At 69.5% G+C, this 17,740-nt stretch carries 16 protein-coding genes and 1 tRNA gene; 11 read left to right on the top strand and 6 right to left on the bottom strand.

Annotated elements, in window-relative coordinates; all coding sequences use genetic code 11:
• Positions 1 to 267 (top strand): hypothetical protein (locus BS69_RS14445; RefSeq protein WP_029941999.1); only part of this gene is annotated, 267 nt, incomplete at its 5' end.
• Positions 268 to 305: 38 nt separating this feature from the next.
• On the top strand, positions 306 to 1,484 hold the full coding sequence (locus BS69_RS0111015) for an LL-diaminopimelate aminotransferase (protein WP_029941998.1): 1,179 nt from the start codon (positions 306 to 308) through the stop codon (positions 1,482 to 1,484).
• Here the strand turns inward: BS69_RS0111015 and BS69_RS0111010 are convergent.
• On the bottom strand, positions 1,481 to 2,542 hold the full coding sequence (locus tag BS69_RS0111010; RefSeq protein WP_029941997.1) for a calcium:cation antiporter: 1,062 nt from the start codon (positions 2,540 to 2,542) through the stop codon (positions 1,481 to 1,483). The genes BS69_RS0111015 and BS69_RS0111010 overlap by 4 nt on opposite strands.
• A gap of 80 nt (positions 2,543 to 2,622) precedes the next feature.
• Here BS69_RS0111010 and BS69_RS14030 point away from each other — a divergent pair, with 80 nt between their 5' ends.
• Together BS69_RS14030 and BS69_RS0111000 are read left to right on the top strand one after the other, a co-directional pair.
• Positions 2,623 to 2,772, top strand: coding sequence for a DUF2256 domain-containing protein (locus BS69_RS14030; RefSeq protein ID WP_084184481.1), 150 nt, complete (start codon positions 2,623 to 2,625; stop codon positions 2,770 to 2,772).
• Positions 2,769 to 3,257 carry a DUF2721 domain-containing protein gene (locus BS69_RS0111000; protein WP_037504797.1) on the top strand — a complete coding sequence of 163 codons (489 nt, stop codon included), beginning with the start codon at positions 2,769 to 2,771 and terminating at the stop codon, positions 3,255 to 3,257. The genes BS69_RS14030 and BS69_RS0111000 overlap by 4 nt, the downstream gene beginning before the upstream one ends.
• On the opposite strand, the gene BS69_RS0110995 is transcribed toward BS69_RS0111000, so the two are convergent.
• Complete coding sequence (locus BS69_RS0110995) at positions 3,258 to 3,671, bottom strand: hypothetical protein (RefSeq protein ID WP_156957000.1); 414 nt, start codon at positions 3,669 to 3,671, stop codon at positions 3,258 to 3,260.
• 96 nt (positions 3,672 to 3,767) lie between these two features.
• Here BS69_RS0110995 and glpX point away from each other — a divergent pair, with 96 nt between their 5' ends.
• The 6 genes from glpX (at position 3,768) to pgl (ending at position 9,358) form a co-directional block, all read left to right on the top strand.
• Positions 3,768 to 4,739, top strand: a complete 972-nt coding sequence (gene glpX / locus BS69_RS0110990) for a class II fructose-bisphosphatase (RefSeq protein WP_029941994.1) — start codon at positions 3,768 to 3,770, stop codon at positions 4,737 to 4,739.
• A 30-nt stretch (positions 4,740 to 4,769) separates the two neighbouring features.
• Entirely contained in the window at positions 4,770 to 5,270 is a 501-nt protein-coding gene (locus BS69_RS0110985) for a PH domain-containing protein (RefSeq protein ID WP_029941993.1), read from the top strand.
• On the top strand, positions 5,267 to 6,691 hold the full coding sequence (locus BS69_RS13775) for a PH domain-containing protein (RefSeq protein ID WP_051676708.1): 1,425 nt from the start codon (positions 5,267 to 5,269) through the stop codon (positions 6,689 to 6,691). Before BS69_RS0110985 ends, BS69_RS13775 begins: the two co-directional genes overlap by 4 nt.
• Positions 6,688 to 8,439, top strand: a complete 1,752-nt coding sequence (gene recJ / locus BS69_RS0110975) for a single-stranded-DNA-specific exonuclease RecJ (protein ID WP_029941991.1) — start codon at positions 6,688 to 6,690, stop codon at positions 8,437 to 8,439. The genes BS69_RS13775 and recJ overlap by 4 nt, the downstream gene beginning before the upstream one ends.
• A gap of 43 nt (positions 8,440 to 8,482) precedes the next feature.
• Positions 8,483 to 8,557, top strand: a tRNA-Glu gene (locus tag BS69_RS0110970).
• Between the two features lie 99 nt (positions 8,558 to 8,656).
• Positions 8,657 to 9,358 (top strand): 6-phosphogluconolactonase, encoded by a 702-nt coding sequence (gene pgl, locus BS69_RS0110965; RefSeq protein WP_029941990.1) that lies wholly within the window; start codon positions 8,657 to 8,659, stop codon positions 9,356 to 9,358.
• An 85-nt stretch (positions 9,359 to 9,443) separates the two neighbouring features.
• On the opposite strand, the gene BS69_RS0110960 is transcribed toward pgl, so the two are convergent.
• The 4 genes from BS69_RS0110960 to BS69_RS0110945 all read right to left on the bottom strand — a co-directional run bounded on the left by BS69_RS0110960 (position 9,444) and on the right by BS69_RS0110945 (position 16,644).
• The gene (locus BS69_RS0110960; RefSeq protein ID WP_029941989.1) at positions 9,444 to 14,117 is read right to left on the bottom strand and encodes a hypothetical protein; all 4,674 of its coding nucleotides are present in this window, start codon (positions 14,115 to 14,117) and stop codon (positions 9,444 to 9,446) included.
• Positions 14,118 to 14,289: 172 nt separating this feature from the next.
• Positions 14,290 to 15,126: an S-formylglutathione hydrolase gene (gene fghA, locus BS69_RS0110955; protein ID WP_029941988.1), complete on the bottom strand. Its 837-nt coding sequence runs from the start codon at positions 15,124 to 15,126 to the stop codon at positions 14,290 to 14,292.
• A complete protein-coding gene (locus BS69_RS0110950; protein WP_029941987.1) occupies positions 15,126 to 15,515 on the bottom strand; it encodes a VOC family protein in 390 nt (129 codons plus the stop codon). Before BS69_RS0110950 ends, fghA begins: the two co-directional genes overlap by 1 nt.
• A gap of 16 nt (positions 15,516 to 15,531) precedes the next feature.
• Positions 15,532 to 16,644, bottom strand: a complete 1,113-nt coding sequence (locus tag BS69_RS0110945; protein ID WP_029941986.1) for an S-(hydroxymethyl)glutathione dehydrogenase/class III alcohol dehydrogenase — start codon at positions 16,642 to 16,644, stop codon at positions 15,532 to 15,534.
• 259 nt (positions 16,645 to 16,903) lie between these two features.
• Here BS69_RS0110945 and BS69_RS0110940 point away from each other — a divergent pair, with 259 nt between their 5' ends.
• Positions 16,904 to 17,662, top strand: coding sequence for an SDR family NAD(P)-dependent oxidoreductase (locus BS69_RS0110940; RefSeq protein ID WP_029941985.1), 759 nt, complete (start codon positions 16,904 to 16,906; stop codon positions 17,660 to 17,662).
• The last annotated feature ends 78 nt before the right edge of the window (positions 17,663 to 17,740 follow it).

Here is a 17,740-nt window from a genome sequence, read left to right as displayed (position 1 = left end):
AAGAAGGGCGAGACGGAATCGGCGCGGCTGGCCGATTTCGAGTTTCGCCTGCGGGTGCGGACCTTTCGCCTGCTGGCGGCGGCGCTCGGCGAGGAGCCGGACGCGGTGGCGGCGCTGGTCGCCCGGCGCGACGATGCGGGGGTGCTGGCGGCCCTCGCGGAGCGGCACGGAGAAGACCTTCAGGAGCGCTACACCGCATGTCGCGCCGAGGCGCGGCGGCAATTGGTGGCGGAGCGTGGCGACCCCTCGCCCACTCGCCTGCTCTGACCCTTGCCGCAGTGCAGCAGGGGCGTCACAACGGGCCCATGCACACCGACTTCTACCGCATCGAGCGGCTGCCGCCTTACGTCTTCGCCGAAGTGAACGGGATGCGCGCGGCGATGCGGGCAGAAGGGCGCGACGTGATCGACCTCGGCATGGGCAATCCCGACAGCCCGCCGCCGCCGCACGTCATCGCCAAGCTGGCGGAAGTCGCGGCCAAGCCCGACGCGCATGGCTATTCGGCGTCCAAGGGCATTGCGGGCCTCCGGAAGGCGCAGGCGGCTTATTACCAGCGGCGCTTCGGGGTGGAACTCGACCCCGAGAGCGAGGTGATCGTGACCCTGGGCTCGAAGGAGGGGCTGGCGAACCTCGCGCAGGCCATCACCGCGCCGGGCGACGTCATCCTCGCCCCCAATCCCAGCTATCCGATCCACAGCTTCGGCTTCATCATCGCGGGCGCGGCGATCCGCTCGATCCCCGCGGCGCCCGGGCCCGACTTCTTCGAGCGGCTGCGGCTCGCGATGCGCTACACCGTGCCCAGGCCCAAGGCGCTGGTGATCGGCTATCCGTCGAACCCGACTGCCTATGTCGCGGACAAGGCCTTTTACGAGCAGCTGGTCGCCTTCGCGCGCGAGCATGAGATCTGGATCATCTCCGACCTCGCTTATGCGGAAATCTATTTCGGCGAGGAGCCGACGCCCTCGATCCTCGCGGTGGACGGCGCGAAGGAGGTGGCGGTCGAGTTCACGTCCATGAGCAAGACCTATTCGATGGCGGGGTGGCGGATCGGCTTCGCGGTCGGCAACGCCAAGCTGATCGCCGCGCTGACGCGGGTGAAGTCCTATCTCGATTATGGCGCCTTCACGCCGATCCAGGCGGCGGCGGTGGCGGCGCTGAACGGGCCGCAGGACTGCGTTGCGGAGACCCGCGCGCTCTACAAGAAAAGGCGCGACGTGCTGGTCGAGAGCTTCGGCCGGGCGGGCTGGGACATTCCGGTGCCGCAGGCGTCGATGTTCGCCTGGGCGCCGATCCCCGAGCCCTTCCGGCACATGGGCAGCATGGAATTCGCCAAGAAGATGCTGGTCGAGGCGGGCGTGGCGGTGGCGCCGGGCGTCGGCTTCGGCGAGGAGGGCGAGGGCTTCGTCCGGATCGCGATGGTCGAGAACGAGCAGCGCCTGCGCCAGGCCGCACGCGGCGTGAAGAAGCTCCTCAAGGGGGCTTAGGGGACGATCGTCACCAGGATGTAGGCGGCGAAGATCGCGAGGTGGACGGCGCCGTGAAGCACGGTGACCCGGCCGCGCGCGAGGCTCAGGCTGGCGACGAACAGGGTCAGCGCAAGGAGCACGATGCCCTTGGGGTCGAGCCCGAGCGCCAGGGGCAGGCCGAGCAGGAACGAGACCATGGCGACCGCGGGAATGGTCAGGCCGATGGTCGCGAGCGCCGAGCCCAAAGCGAGGTTGAGGCTGGTCTGAAGCCGGCCGATCCGCGCCGCCTTCACCGCGGCGAGTCCCTCAGGGAGGAGGACAATTCCCGCGATGACGATGCCGACCAGGCTGCGCGGCAGGCCGGCGGCGGCGATCGCGGTCTCGAGCGGCTTGGACAGGCCCTTGGCGAGCAGGACCACCGCGAACAGGCAGACGACCAGCAGCGCCATCGAGCGCCGCGCGGCATTGCGGCTGGGGCCGTGGCCGTCGTCGGTGCCGCTCTCGGGCCGGACGAAATAGTCGCGGTGGCGGACGGTCTGGGCGAAGACGAAGGTCAGGTATAGGATCAGCGCGAAGCCCGCGACGAAGGCGAGCTGGGCGTTGTTGTAGACGGGCCCGGGCGCGCTTGTCGTGAAGTTCGGCAGGACGAGGCTGAGCACCAGCAAGGCGGCGATGGTGCTCAAGGCGGCATTGGCCCCGGTGCGGATGAAGCGCTGCTGGTCGGCGCGGCGGCCGGCGGCGATCAGGCACAGGCCGAGCAGCAGGTTGAGGATGATCATGCTCGCCGCGATCACCGTGTCGCGGGCAAGCGCGGAGGCGCCCTCGGGCGCGGCGAGCATCAGGCTGACGATCAGCCCGGTCTCGATCACGGTTACCGCGAGCGCGAGGATGAGCGTCCCGAACGGCTCCCCCACCCGCTCGGCCACCACCTCGGCATGATGGACCGCGGCGAGCACGGTCGCGCCAAGGACCAGCGCCGACAGGCCCCACCAGGAGAGGCCGGCGAACTGCAGGGCGACGACCAGCGCCGCGACGATGGGCGCGGCGTCGCTGGCCCGGGCGGTTGCGGAAGACATGGGTCCGACTAGGGGTGGCGGGGCCGGAATGACAAGGGCGCGGTTTGACTAGGGGGCCCGCGTTTCGCATGACCTGTTCCATGCCCCGGATGCGCAAGAAGGCCGACCTCCCGACAAAGACCTGCGCGGCCTGCGGCCTCTCCTTCGCCTGGCGCAAGAAGTGGGAGCGCGACTGGGACAATGTGAAATATTGCTCGGACCGGTGCCGCTCGGCCGGGACGGCCACGTGATCGACACGACCGACAGCGCGACCGCGATCGCACGGATCATCCAGCTGGCGGTAGCGCCGGTGTTCCTGCTCGCCGGGGTCGGCGCCTTCCTCAACGTCTGCGCCTCGAGGCTGGCGCGGATCGTCGATCGCGGGCGCGCGCTCGAGCCAATGATCCTCGCCAGCCGGGGCGACGAGCACGACCGGCTGATCCGCGAACTCAGGATCGTCGACCGGCGGATGCGGCTGGTCAGCACCGCGATCACCGCGACCGTCGCCTCGGCGGTGCTGGTCTGCGCGGTCGTGGTGCTGCTGTTCGCCGCATCGCTCACCAATCTTCACGTCGGAACCGCCATCGCACTGCTGTTCATCGGCTCGATGGTGACGCTGGCGGCCGGTCTCAGCATCTTCCTGATCGAGACCCGGGTGGCGGCAAGGGCGATTCGCGTCCGCAAGACCCTGCTCGCGCACGAGGTCGAGGTCGACGAGGCCGCCGGCGACGAATGATCAGGCGGCGGGGCGCGGCACGCTGGCGCCCGGGGTCTGCCAGTCCTGCCAGCGTCCGTTGCGAAGGAGGCCGGCGCGGAAGGCGTGCTCGGCGGGCTGGATGACGAGCCAGGCATCGGGTCCGCGCGAGACCATCAGCGCGCCGTCGCGCACCAGCGGTCCCGCGCGCATCATCGCGTCACGATAGGCGGCGGAATCGGGTCCGAGGCGGGCAGCGAGATCGACACTGATCGGACTGTTTTCGATCAGCCCGCTTTCGGACGGGCGGCGGCCGATCATGCCGGCAAGCGCAGACCAGTCGCCGGGGGTCTCGCTGGTGACCGAGATCGGGGGCCCGACGACGTTATCGGCGACATTGTCGGACCCGCCGCAGGCGGCGAGGCAGAGCGGGAGCAGGCAAATGGCGAAGCGCATGGTCCCCCAACGCCGGATCGGCGACATCGGCGCCATGTTGCCCACCGGGCCTGCCGCGCCTAGGAGCCGAGGCGCCAACAGGAGGATATCCAGCCCGTGATCAACGCGTCCCATGTGCTCGACCGAGTACTCGTCCTCGAGATGGTCCGGGTGACCGAGGCCGCGGCGATCGCCGCTTCCGCGCTGGTCGGGCGCGGCGACGAGAAGGCGGCCGATGCGGCGGCGGTCGAGGCGATGCGCGCGGCGCTGAACGAGCTGCCGATGGACGGCACCGTGGTGATCGGCGAGGGCGAGCGCGACGAGGCGCCGATGCTTTACATCGGTGAAAAGGTCGGCTCCGAGCAGGGCACCGGCCCCAAGATCGACATCGCGCTCGATCCGCTGGAAGGCACCACCATCACCGCCAAGGCCGGGCCCAATTCGCTCGCCGTGCTGGCGATCGCGGAGGCCGGGTGCCTCTTGAACGCACCCGACGTCTACATGCAGAAGCTGGCGATCGGGCCGGGCTATGCGCCGGGCACGGTCAGCCTCGAACGTTCGCCGACCGAGAATGTCCGCAGCCTCGCCGCGGCCAAAGGCGTGGAACCGCACGAGATCATCGCCTGCGTCCTCGACCGGCCGCGCCATGCCGAGATCATCGCCGAACTGCGCGCGCTCGGCTGCGGCATCATGCTCATCCCCGACGGCGACGTCGCGGGCGTGATCGCGACCACCGATCCCGAGACCACGGTCGACATCTACATGGGTTCGGGCGGCGCGCCCGAGGGCGTGCTGGCGGCCGCGGCGCTGCGCTGCGTCGGCGGGCAGATCGAGGGCAAGCTGCTGTTCCGCAACGACGACGAGCGCGCCCGCGCGCATCGCTGGGGGATCGAGGACCTCGACCGGATCTACAAGCTCGACGACATGGCCAAGGGCGACTGCATCTTCGCTGCGACCGGCGTCACCGACGGGTCGCTGCTCAAGGGCGTCAAGCGCCGCAAGAGCATGATCACCACCGAGAGCATCGTCATGCGGGCGAGCTCGGGCACGGTGCGGCGGATTTCCGGCGAGCATCGCAAGGACGTTTGACGCCGGTCAGGCGCGCTGTATTATGCGTCTATGACAGTCGATGACGATGGCGAGACGACCCCGGGTCTGGAGCGGGTCGAGCCCGGCTACCGGCAGGTGCTGCGGATCCACAACCTGCTGATCTGGCTGCCGCTGGTCGTCGGCTCGGTGGTGCTCGACCGGCTGGTCCTGGCCGAGACCCCGTTCGGGGGACTGCTGATGGTGCTGGTCCCGCTGCTCGCACTGATGACGGTGGTGATTGCGCCCCAGCGGGTGTGGCGGCGGCTGGGCTATGCGCTCGAGCCCGCGCTGCTGCGGGTGGTGCGCGGCTGGATGTTCCACACCGACACGCTGGTGCCGCTGACGAGGGTCCAGCATCTCGACATCGCCCGCGGGCCGCTCGACAAGATGTTCGGGACTGCGAGCCTGGTGGTCCACACGGCGGGCACGCAGAACAGCACGGTCACCCTCCCCGGCCTCAGCCCTGCCCGCGCCGCCGAACTGGCGGGCGTGATCCGCGGTCACATCCAGGCCGATCCGGACGCCGCGTGACCGCCGACCAGGCACCGGCCGAACATCTCCACCCGGTCGCGCTCCTGAGCGGATTGGGGGCGGCGGCGCGCAACCTGTTCGGCGGGATCGCCGCGGGCGGCTATTTCGCCTTCAAGGGCCAGACCTTCGTCGCGTTTGTGATGCTGGGCGGGATCGTGGCGGTGACGCTGGCGGCCGTGCTGCTCCACTGGTGGCGCTTCTCCTTCCGGGTGGGCGAGGACGCGATCCGGATCGACAGCGGGATCCTCCACCGCAACCACCGCACCATCCCCTTCGACCGGGTGCAGGACGTCAGCATCGCCCAGCCCCTGTTGCAACGGCTGCTCGGGGTCGCGCGGGTGACGCTCGAGACCGGAAGCTCGACCGCGGGCAAGGAGGAAGGCGTGCTCGAGGCGGTGTCGCTGGCCCGTGCCGAGGCCTTGCGCGCATTGGTCCGGGCGCGGCGCAGCGGCGGGGCCGTGCCCTCGGCCGTCGCGGAAGGCGAGGCCGAGGCCGAGCCCGCGCCCCTGTTCGCGATGGACGTGCGGCGGGTGGTGACGCTTGGCTTCCTGAGCTTCAGCCTGGCGCTGTTCGCGGCGCTGTTCGGTGCCAGCCAGACGCTCGGCAATGTCCTCGATGTCGACCCCTTCAGCCGCAGGTTCTGGCGTCCGATCCTGTCCGACGGCGGGCTTGGCACGTGGGTGCTGTCGCATCGCTTCGGCGTGGCGACCTGGGGCCTGCTGGTGCTGGTGCTGGTCGGGATCGCGACGGGGGTGGTCCGGACCTTGCCGCGCGAATGGGGCTTCACCCTGACCCGCAGCGGCCGCGCGCTCCGGCGGCGGCGCGGGCTATTGACCAGGACCGACGTCTCGCTGCCGCTCCGGCGGATCCAGGCCGGGGTCATCGCGACCGGGCCGATCCGCCAGCGGCTGGGCTATTACCGGTTCGCGGTCGAGAGCCTGGCGAGCGACACCAGCGAGGGAAAGGACGCCAGGGACCATGTGCTGGCGCCGCTGGCGACTTGGGACGAGCTGGCGCCGGTGGCGGGCGAGCTCGGCTGGTCGCTTCCGTCCGAGGCCACGGCCTGGCAGCGGGTGGACAGGGCGCATGTCACGCTCTTCTGCCTCGCCCTGCTGCCGGTCTTTCCGCTGCTGCTGGTGCTTGGGCCGCTGCGCTGGCTCGAGTGGCGGGGCACGGCCTTTGTCCGCGAAGGCGACCGGCTGCTGATCCGCACCGGCTGGTGGCGGCGGCGGACGGTGATCATCCCGCTCGCCAACATCCAGAGCATCGACCTGACCGAAAATGGACTGTCGCGCCGGTTCGGCATCGCCAGCCTGCTGATCGACGTCGCGGGCAGCGGATCGGGCGGGCATCGCCTCCCCTCGCTGCCGCGAAAAGAGGCGAGTCTTTTGCAGGCGGAGCTGCTATCGTCGCAGCGATGAGTGCGGCGCTTGGGGTGGAACGGTCGCTGTCCGGACAGCCATGGCGCTGGCGGCGGCCGCAATCGGAAGAGAAGATGGGGACGACCCTGGTCGACGAGCTGCTGCTCGGCCGGGGGGTCGCGCCGCACGAGCTCGACCGCTACCGCGCGCCCACGATCCGCGACCTGCTGCCCGATCCGAGCGCCTTTCGCGACATGGACGCGGCCGCCGAGCGCGTCGCCGCGGCGATCATGGCGGGCGAGCGGATCGCCATTTTCGGTGACTATGACGTCGACGGCGCGACCAGCAGCGCGCTGCTGACGCTGTTGCTGCGCCAGCTCGGGTCCGAGCCGTTCATCCATATCCCCGACCGCCAGGCCGAGGGTTATGGGCCCAACCTCCCCGCCCTCCTCGCGCTCAAGGAACGGGGCGCGGGGCTGATCGTCACCGTGGACTGCGGGGCGCAGGCGTTCGAGCCACTGGCCGGGGCGCGGGCGGTCGGGCTCGACGTGGTGGTGGTCGACCACCACCAGTGCGCGGCGGCGCTTCCGCTGGTCCACGCTTTGGTCAATCCCAACCGCCTCGACGAGGGCGAGATCGGGCTCGCCCACGGCCATCTCGCGGCGGTCGGCATGGCATTCCTGCTGGGCGTTGCGCTGGTCCGGACGCTGCGCCAGCGCGGCTTCTTCGCCGGCCGGCCCGAGCCGAGGATGATCGAGCTGCTCGACCTCGTCGCGCTGGGGACGGTGGCGGACGTGGCCAAGCTCCACGGCCTCAACCGCGCCTTCGTCGCCCAAGGGCTGAAGGTGATGGCGCACGGGCAGAATGTCGGCCTCAAGGCGCTGGCCGAGGCGGCCCGGCTGACGGCCGCGCCGACCTGCCGTGACCTCGGCTTCGCGCTCGGCCCCCGGATCAACGCCGGCGGCCGGGTCGGGCGCGCCGATCTCGGCGTCCGGCTGCTGACCACCACCGATCCCGAGGAAGCGCGGCAAATCGCCCAGGAGCTCGACCGGCTGAACGAGGAGCGGCGGGCAATCGAGCAGGCGGTGCTCGACCAGGCGCTCGAGGCGGCGCGGGCCGAGGCGGGTGAGCCGGTGGTGACGGTCGCGGCCGAGGGCTGGCATCCCGGCGTGATCGGGATCGTCGCCGGGCGGCTCAAGGAACAATATGGCCGGCCGTCGCTGGTGATCGCGGTCGGCGACGACGGGATCGGCAAGGGCTCGGGCCGGTCGATCACTGGAGTCGACCTCGGCGCGGCGGTGCTCGCGGCCAAGGACGAAGGCCTGCTGGTGGGCGGCGGCGGCCATGCGATGGCAGCGGGCGTCACCGTCGCGCCCGGCGGGGTCGAGCCCTTACGCCGCTATCTCTCCGACCGGCTCGCCGAGGACGTCGCCGCAGCGACCGCCAACCGGGCGCTGCTGCTTGATACCCTCTGCGCGCCGCGCGGGGTCGCGGGGGGCCTGTGCGACGCGCTCGACGCGGCCGGACCCTATGGCGTCGGCTGGCCGCAGCCGCGGGTGGCGGCGGGCGAGGCGCGGCTGATGGGGGTCGGCGTGGTCGGGAACGGTCATGTCCGCGGGCTCGCGCTCGGGGCCGACGGGGCGCGGTTCAAGTGGATCGCCTTCCGCGCGGCCGACACCCCGCTGGGCGCGGCCTTGCTGTCGATGTCGGGTGACCAGAAACTGTGGCTGGCCGGAACGGTCCACCGCGACACGTGGAACGGGGGCGACAAGGCCGAACTGCATCTCGAGGATGCCGCACTCGCTTGACCGTTCCGCTCGCCTCGCCTAGGCAGCGCCCGGCTTCAAGCATGGCCCCTTCGTCTAGTGGTTAGGACGCGGCCCTTTCACGGCTGAAACACGGGTTCGAGTCCCGTAGGGGTCACCATCTTCCAATCTGGTCGCGCACCCCCCGCTTCGCGGGATAAGGGCGCTTGACCCGCTTCGGCGGGAAGTGGATTGCGGGCCGCAACTCCGGGAGTGTGTGATGATCGAAGCCGAATGGTGGGAATATGACAGCGTCGAGGAGATGGCCGAGGCCGTCGCCGGGGACGTGGGCTTCATCATCGACAGCGCGATCGACGCGCGCGACGCTTCGCTGCTGGCGCTGCCCGGCGGCAAGACCCCGCTGCCGATCTTCGACAAGCTGGTCGCAGCCAAGCGGCCGTGGAAGAAGGTCACCATCATCCCGACCGACGAGCGGCTGGTGGCGGTCGACCACGAGCTCAGCAACGCGCGAATGCTGGCGCAGCGCTTCATGCGCGCGGGCGCCCGGGTGATCCCGATCGGCGGCGAGAATGACGATGTCGACGCGGCCGGGAATATCGCCGATGCGCGGCTGCAGGACCTGCCGTGGCCGCCCGATCTCGTCTGGCTGGGAATGGGTGCGGACGGGCATACCGCCTCGATCTTCGCCGGCCCCGACATGCAGAAGGCGCTCGACGCCCCCAATGCCCGCCGCGCCGTCGGCGTGCGCCCCGATCCGCTCCCGGCCGAAGCACCGGTCGCGCGCGTGACGCTGACCCGCGCCGCCCTGCTGTCGGCGCGCACACTGATCATCACGATCCAGGGCGAGGAAAAGAAGGAATTGCTCGAGCAGGCGATCTCCGACGGCCAGTCGAGCCGGCTTCCGATCGGGCGCCTGCTGGCCGAGGCCGAGCAGCCGATCGACATTCACTGGGCCCCCTGAGCCCGGGCATCCGACCGAGCGGCCACGAGAAAGGGCGCCAGGATTGCTCCTGGCGCCCTTCTTCGTTTGGACCGGACGGTCCCGCTTAGAAGCGGAAGCCGCCGCGGATGCCCCAGCCACGGGTGTCGCCGAGGTCGACCCAGCCCGACAGCAGCGGGCCGCCGCCAACGCCGCCGCCGATGCCGGCCTCAAGCCGCGCCCAGGTGCCGCGCTTGGCGTCGTCGAGCGTGGTGACCGACCTGCCCGAGACGAGGGTCAGGTCATTGGCCTTGCCGAACTCGTGGAAGAGCTTGGCGTCGACGAACGGTGCGATCGTGCCCGCGAAGGTCGCCCGCGCCTGGAGGCGGCCACGGGTGCTCTTGTAGCGGTCGTTGTCGAACAGCACGTTGCCGAAGCTGTAGTCGTCGATCTTGCTGCGGACGTAGCTGAGGCCCGCACCGAGATCGAAGTTCAGCCCGCCCGGATTGCCGAAGCGGAAGCCGACCTCGCCGTCGAGACCGGTGCTCTTGCCTTCGGGACGGACGAGCCCGGCCCCGACGCTGCTGTTGACGATGCGGACGTCGTAATTGTCGCGCTTGAACAGCAGGCCGGCGTAGAGGCCCTGCTTGGCCCCGAACTGGGCATAGGCACCGTAGTTGTAGCCCTCGACGTCGATGTCGGTACCGAGGTCGGAATCGCCCTTGGCATGTTCATAGCCGGCGGTCGCGCCGACGATGAAGTTGGAGAAGCCGACGTCGAGCCCGACCTGCGCCCCGCGGCGATGCGCCTCGAAGCGGTTGTTGGTGGTGAAGCTGGTCCCGAAGGCGGTCACCTGCCGGTTGCGATCGCCGTAGCGGTCACGCGAGCCGTAGAGCTGACCCCAGATGCCGAGCGGATGCTTGCGCTCGTTCCCGTAGTCGACCCGGCGGCTCATGGCATAGGCCTGGTAGGCCTCGGCCGACTGGTACCAGATGTCGCTGCCCATGCGGTTCACGAACAGCTGGTCGAAGCCGATGGCGTTCAGGTTGGAGACCAGGTAGACGTCGCCGCCGCGGGTCTCGAGCCCGAAGTTGATCAGCCCGGCGCTGGTCGCACCGCCAAGGACGAAGGCGCCCGAAGCGATGTTGTTGCCGGTCGAATCGACGATCAGCGCGCCGGTCGGATCGACCACCGGGTTGACGTAATTGGCGAGCACCGTGGTGGTCCCGCTGGTGGTGCCACCGATGACCAGCCGGTCGGCGGTGTTGACGAGCCCGGCGCCGACCACGTCGATGCCGAAGCGCGCCGTGCCGGTCGCGGCGTAGTTGCCGGGGATGGTCAGCACGTCATTGGCGGCGCCGTCGCGCAGGTCGATCAGACCGCCATTGTTGTTGAACAGCTCGAGATTGGCGAGGCTCTGCGCCCCGTTCACCAGCGCCAGCGTCCCCGTGTTGTTGAAGACGTCGGCATCGGCGCCGAATTCGAACGCCGCGGCCGAGCTGAGGTTGAGGCGGCCACTGTTGTTGAGCACGTCGGCGCCCGCCCCGAACTGGACGATGCCGGCGTGGTTGAAGGTGCCGCTGTTGTTGAAGGTGTCGTTGCCGGCGAGGAAGTCGATCGTCCCCGACTGGGTGTAGACCGCGGCATTGTTGAAGATGTCATTGCCCGCGGTGAAGGTCAGCGGACCCTGGATCGACCCGGTCGACCCAAGCGTCAGGGTGAGGGGACCGGCCCCGGCGAGGACATAGGCCGGCGTGGTGGCCGAGGTCGTGCTGCGGATGGTGCCGTTGATGACTAGGGTGTTGCCGGTGGCGCCGCCGAGGGTGACCGCGGTCGGGCCCTGGACGGTGACGCCCGAGTTGACGTTGACCGTCGCGGTCCCCGCCGACTGGGCCCAGATCGCCGAGCCGGCCGTCGCCGAGACATTGCCCGTGGCATTGACCGTGACCGGGGCCGCGCCCGCACCGACCACCCGAACCGCGGCGAAGCTCGGCACCGCGGCGGCATTGGCCGCGGTCGAGGTGACCACGCCGGTGTTCACCGTGACCGCACCCGTGCCTTGGGTGGCGACGTCGATCGCGATCGAGTCGGCGCCCGAGACGGTCGTCGTGCCGCCGGTCACCGTGGTGGTGCCGCTGGCGTTGGTGATGTTGATCCCGTCGGACGCCGCACCGGTGGTGCTGATCGTGCCGCAGGTGACGCTGGTGTTGCCATTGGCCGCAAGGTCGAACGCCGGCGAGTTGGCGCCGGTGGTCGAGATGTTGCCGCAGGTCACCGCCGCGGTGGTGACGCCGGTGATGGTGACACCGGCCGAACCTGCGCCCGAGGTGCTGATCGTGCCAGTGTTGTTGAAGGTCACCGCTCCGCTGCCGGTGATCTGGACGCCGTTGGCGCCCGCCCCGGTGGTGGTGGCTCCCGCGACGGTGGCGTTGATCGCCCCTGCCCCGCCGTTGATCTGCAGCGCGTCGGCCGCATTGGCGCGCTGGAGACCGCCGGTGAAGGTCACCGCGCCGGTCGAATTGATGACCGTGCCGGTCGCCCCCGCTTCCGTCGCGGTGACCGCGCCGGTGGTGAGGGTGACGTTGTTGGCGCCGGCATTGACCGTCAGCGCATTGCCGGTGGTGTTGACCGTGCCGACGGTGAGGTTGACCGGGGCGGTCGAGGTGATGACCGCGCCCGCCGAGCCCGCGCCGGTGGTGGTGACGTTGCCGAGGTTGCCGGTGATCCCAGCGCCGTTGACGATGGCGGCGGTGACCCCGGCGCCGTTGGTGCGCAGCGTGGCGCCCGTCCCGCGCAGGTTCACGGTCCCGCCCGAATTGATCTGCAGGGCGTAAGGCGTCCCGCCGATATCAGCGAAGGCATTGGTCGTGATGTTGCCGTAGCCCGCATCGACCGCACCCGTGCCGTTGGTGATCGACAGGCCGATCCCGCTGGCCGAGGCCGTGGTGATCGGCCCGAGATTGGTGGTGACCGTGCCGGTGCCGCTGGTGGAGATCGCGACGCCGCGGCCGCCCGAGGTGACCGATGTCGTCGTGACGGCAATGTCGCCGCCGTTGGAGGTCGCCGACACGCCGGTCCCGGCGACGTTGATGACGCCGCAGCTGACCGTCACGTCACCCCCGCCGGTCGAGCTGGCGAGCACCCCGCTGGCGGGGATGACCGACGCGCTGGGAACGAGGCCCAGCGCCGTCACCGAACCGCAGTTGCCGATGTCGACCGAGCCTTGCGCGGTGGCCTCGATGCCATTGCCGCTGTTGGCGGTGATGTTGCCGGTCCGGGCGAGGACGTTGCCGGTCCCGCCATTGAGTACCACGGCCGCGCCTTCGTTGGTCGAGGTCACGCCGTTGCCGGTGAAGGACACGCCGTTGCCGGTCAGGATGACGCCTTCGTAATTGCTGGTGATGGCGCCCGCGGTGAGGGCGATCGTCCCGCCGGTCGAGGCGACGAGGCCGCGGCTGCCGAGGCCGTTGGCGCTGATGGTGCCGACCGTGCCGCTGATGTTGCCCGAGGTGGAGGCGAGGTTGACGCCGATCTGGCCGGCGCCGCTGGCGATCACGTTGCCGCCCGCAACCGCAATGTTCCCGGTGGTGGTCGTGATGTTGACCGGATAGCTGGCGCCGGTGCCGGCGGTGGTGACATTGCCGAAGCCGGCCTGGACGTTGCCCGCGCCGCCAGTGATGCCGAGGCCGATCGAATCAGCGCCGGTGGCGGTGACAGTGCCAAACGCGGTGGTGACGGTGCCATCGGTGGCGATGATCACGCCATCGGCGTCCGCGCCGTTCGCGAGGACATTGCCGAGGGTCGCCGAGACATTGCCCGAGGTGCTGGCGAGATTGACCGCGTCGCCACCTTCTGCGGTGACGGTGCCGCAATTGACGGCGATCGCGCCCGAGCTGGTGGTCACGCCGATGCCGGTCCCGGCATTGGCCGTGACCGACGGGCAATTGGTGACCGACACCGCGCCGGTGCCGCCGCTGATGTCGATCCCGCTGCCGGCGGCAAGGACCGCGCCGGTGCTGAGCGTGATCGGGCCGGCGGGCGAGGCGATCGAGACGGCATTGCCGCCGTTGCTGGTGATGCCCGCGGCGGTCAGGCTGGCGCCGGTCGCGCCCGACAGGCTGACCGAATTGCCGGCGGTGGTGATCTGACCGCTGTTGAGGCTGACCGATCCGGTGTTGCTGAAGAGGCTGGCGCCCACGTCGCCGCTCTGGATCGTGCCCGTGGTCAGCGACAGGTTGCCGTCGGAGCCGACCGAGGCGCCGTAGGAGCCGTTGCCGAGGGTCGAGATATTGCCGGTGGTGATGGTGGTGGTGGTCCCGCCGCCGCCCAGCACGCCATAGCTGTTGTCGCCGGTGGTGGTGAGGTTTCCGACGGTCAGCGAGACGGGTCCGCCGTTCGCGCTGAACTGGAGCGCGTCGACGTCGGTTCCGGTGGTGCTGATCGCCTGGCCCGGCGCGGTGAGCGTGATCGCCCCGCCAAGAAAGCCGTTGGTGAGGGTGAGGGCGTTGGTGCCCGGCACGTTGCTCGTATTCTGGAGCACGCCGCCGCTGACGGGAACGGCGGTGACGGTGATGTCACCGGTGAGGCTGCTGACGGTCAGCGGGTCGGTGCCGACGAAAGTGCCCCCGGTGACGGTGACCGTCGAGACCGGCGTCGCGCCGTTGACGCAGTTGAAGACCGTCGTGCTGAGGGCCTGGAGGGTGCAGGTGCTGCTCTGGGCCGAAGCGCTGGCAGGAAGGAGGAAGGTGAAGGCGGCGACGGAGGCGCTGCCAAGCAGCGCAAGCTTTGTACGTGTGATCACTCTTTACTCCCCTGTTCGGGAAGGCATGCGCACATGCCGTTTCCCATTACTCGGACAATTCGGCGCCCCCTCAACGAGGAGAAATGCGCACGGTTGCCAGGCGTCCGGACAAAGCAGGAGAGTGTTGCAGCTACGCTACATTTTATTGATCGGTTTTAGAGAAACCGCGCGATTAACCGAGCCGCGACTTCATCCAGCGGAGGTGCTCGGCAAGGAAGGTCGAGATAAAAAAGTAGCTGTGATCGTAGCCTGAGCGGCGCTCGAGGATCAGCTCGATCCCGGCGTCGGCGGCCGCGGCTTCGATCCGTTCCGGACGCAATTCCCGCTCGAGAAACGGGTCGGCGGCGCCGATGTCGATGCGGATCGCCGGAACCCGCGCACCATCCTCGATCAGCGCAACGGCATCGTGGGCCCGCCAGGCGGCGCGGTCGGGACCGAGATAGCGCGAAAAGGCCTTCTCGCCCCACGGTACCTCGGACGGGGCGACGATCGGCGCGAAGGCGCTGACCGCGTGGAAGCGGCCGGGATGGCGGAGCGCGACGGTCAGCGCGCCATGCCCGCCCATGCTGTGCCCGGTGATCGCCTGCGCCGACATGTCGAGCGCTGCATACTCGGCCGCGACGAGGGCCGGCAGCTCCTCGGTGACGTAGCTCCACATGCGGTAATGAGCGGACCAGGGGGCCTCGGTCGCATCGACGTAGAAGCCCGCGCCAAGCCCGATGTCCCAGCCCTCCTCGTCCGCGACCCCGTCGCCGCGTGGGGACGTGTCGGGCGCGAGGAAGGCGAGGCCCAATTCGGCGCAGGCGGCGCGATATTCGCCCTTGTCGGTGACATTGGCGTGGGTGCAGGTCAGCCCCGACAGATAGGTCACCAGCGGCACCCGCCCCTGCTCCGCCTGCGGGGGCAGGAAGAGCGAGAAGGTCATTGGCGTGCCCGTCGCCCGGCTGTCGTGCCGTAGGACGAGCTGGCGACCGCCGTGGCTTCGGGCTTCGCTGACGACTTCGACCATCAGGCGGGCTGCGGCATCCGGTGCATGGCGCAGATCTTGTTGCCGTCGGGGTCGCGCAGATAGGCGAGGTAGAGGTCGACCCCCATGCCCGAACGGACTCCGGGCGCGTCCTCGATCGGGGTGCCACCGGCGGCAATGCCGGCCTCGTGCCAGGCATGGGCCTGCTCGGGATTGTCGACCTTGAAGCCCAGGGTGCAGCCGTTGCCGTGGGTGGCGGGCTGGCCGTCGATCGGCTTGGTGATGATGAAGATGCCGCCGTCCTTCAGATACATGACGCGGCCCTTGGGATCGACCCGGCCCTCGCGGCCGCCGATGGCGGTGAACAGGGCATCGTAGAATTTCTTCGAGCGCTCGATGTCGTTCGAGCCGATCATGACGTGACTGAACATGGTGGTTCCCCTTTTCCTAGTAGACGACGACGGCGCGGATGCTCTCGCCCCGGTGCATGAGGTCGAAGCCCTTGTTGATCTCCTCGAGGCTGAGGACGTGCGTGATCATCGGGTCGATCGCGATCTTCCCGTCCATGTACCAGTCGACGATCTTGGGCACGTCGGTGCGGCCCTTGGCGCCGCCGAAGGCCGTCCCGCGCCAGTTGCGGCCGGTGACCAGCTGGAAGGGGCGCGTGGCGATCTCCTTTCCGGCCTCGGCAACGCCGATGATGACGCTGGTGCCCCAGCCGCGGTGGCAGCATTCGAGCGCGGTACGCATGACCTCGGTGTTGCCGGTGCAGTCGAAGCTGTAGTCGGCGCCGCCGTCAGTCAGCTCGACCACCTTCGCCACGATCTCGTCGCGGCTCATGCCCTTGGTATTGAGGAAGTGGGTCATGCCGAACTGGCGGCCCCATTCCTCGCGGTCGGGATTGAGGTCGATGCCGATGATCCGGTTGGCGCCCGCCAGCCGCGCGCCCTGGACAACGTTGAGGCCGATCCCGCCGAGACCGAACACCACGACATTGTCGCCAACCTGGACCTTGGCGGTGTTGACCACCGCGCCGACCCCGGTGGTGACCCCGCAGCCGATGTAGCAGCTGGTCTGGAACGGCGCGTCCTCGCGGATCTTCGCTACCGCGATCTCGGGGAGGACGGTGAAGTTCGAGAAGGTCGAGCAGCCCATGTAGTGGAAGATGGTCTGCCCCTTGTAGGAGAAGCGGCTGGTCCCGTCGGGCATCAGCCCCTTGCCCTGCGTCGCGCGGATGGCAGTGCAGAGGTTGGTCTTGCCCGAGAGGCACGACTTACACTGGCGACACTCGGGCGTGTACAGCGGGATGACATGGTCGCCGGGCTTGACCGAGGTGACCCCGGCGCCGACCTCGCGGACGATGCCCGCGCCTTCGTGCCCGAGGACCGAGGGGAAGAGACCCTCGCTGTCGAGGCCGTCGAGCGTGTAGGCGTCGGTGTGGCAGATGCCGGTCGCCTTGATCTCGACCAGCACCTCGCCGGCCTTGGGGCCCTCGAGGTCGAGCTCGACGATCTCGAGCGGCTGCTTGGGGGCAAAGGCGACGGCGGCTCTGGTCTTCATGGTTTCGGGCTGCTCCTATGAAGCGGCCTCGTGGCACAGGACGGGACCCTTGGCAAAGCCCTCGCCGGTAACGGTGAACCGTGCGATTTTGCCGCCCGAAACGTGCTTGCAAGATTGTCAGCGACCCGTAGGCTACGGGGCGAGCACCATTTTTCCAGCGTCGTCTCGGCGTTCACTAAGAACTGCCAGGGGTAGGAAGGGCGGCCCGGGCGGCCGGGTCGCCCTTCTCTTTGCCCGCGCCGCCGTTAGGATCGCGAGCATGACCTGGGCGACTGGCAAGCATGCACTCATCACTGGCGGCGGCACGGGCATCGGTGCCGCCGTCGCGCGGGCTCTCGCCGCGGCGGGCGCGACCGTCTCGCTGATCGGACGGCGCGCCGACCTGATCGAGGCGGTGGCGCGGGAAACGGGCGGTTCGGCCTTTGTCGCCGACGTCACCGATCCCGAGCAGCAAAGCCGGGCCTTCACCGCCGCGCGCGCGGCACATGGGGCGTTCGACTATGTGGTGCTGAATGCGGGCATCGGCGACAGCCGGCCGTTCCTGCGGACCAAGCGCGAAACCTGGGACGCGATTCTGGCGACCAATCTCACTGCCCTGTTCGACGGCGCGCAGCTCGCCCTCCCCGACCTCCAGGCGCCGGGCAAGAGGCTGGTGATCGTCGCTTCGGTCGCCGGGCTGAAGGGCGGCGCGATGGCGGCTCCCTATGTCGCCTCCAAGCATGGCGCGGTGGGGCTTGCGCGAAGCCTCGCGCTCGAATTCGCACGCACCGGCCTGACGGTGAACGCCATCTGCCCGAGCTTCGTCGACACGCCGATGGTCGATGCGAGCGCCGAGCGGATCGCGGGCGCGACCGGCCGCAGCGTCGAGGAAGCGCGGGCGATGCTGGCCAAGACCAACGGCAACGGCCGCCTGATCACGGCGGACGAAGTGGCTTACAGCGTGGTGCAGCTGCTCCACCCCGACGCCAGCGGAGTCAACGGGGCCTGCGTGACGATCGACGGGGGCACGAGCGCCTGACGGTCTTTCGTCACCCCGGACGTGATCCGGGGTCCCGCTTGGTCATGTGAAGAAGCGAAGAAGCGGGATCCCGGGTCA

The sequence above is a fragment of the Sphingomonas astaxanthinifaciens DSM 22298 genome (assembly GCF_000711715.1).
In the GTDB taxonomy this organism is placed as follows: domain Bacteria; phylum Pseudomonadota; class Alphaproteobacteria; order Sphingomonadales; family Sphingomonadaceae; genus Sphingomicrobium; species Sphingomicrobium astaxanthinifaciens_A.
This window is presented reverse-complemented; position numbering and strand designations above follow the sequence as displayed.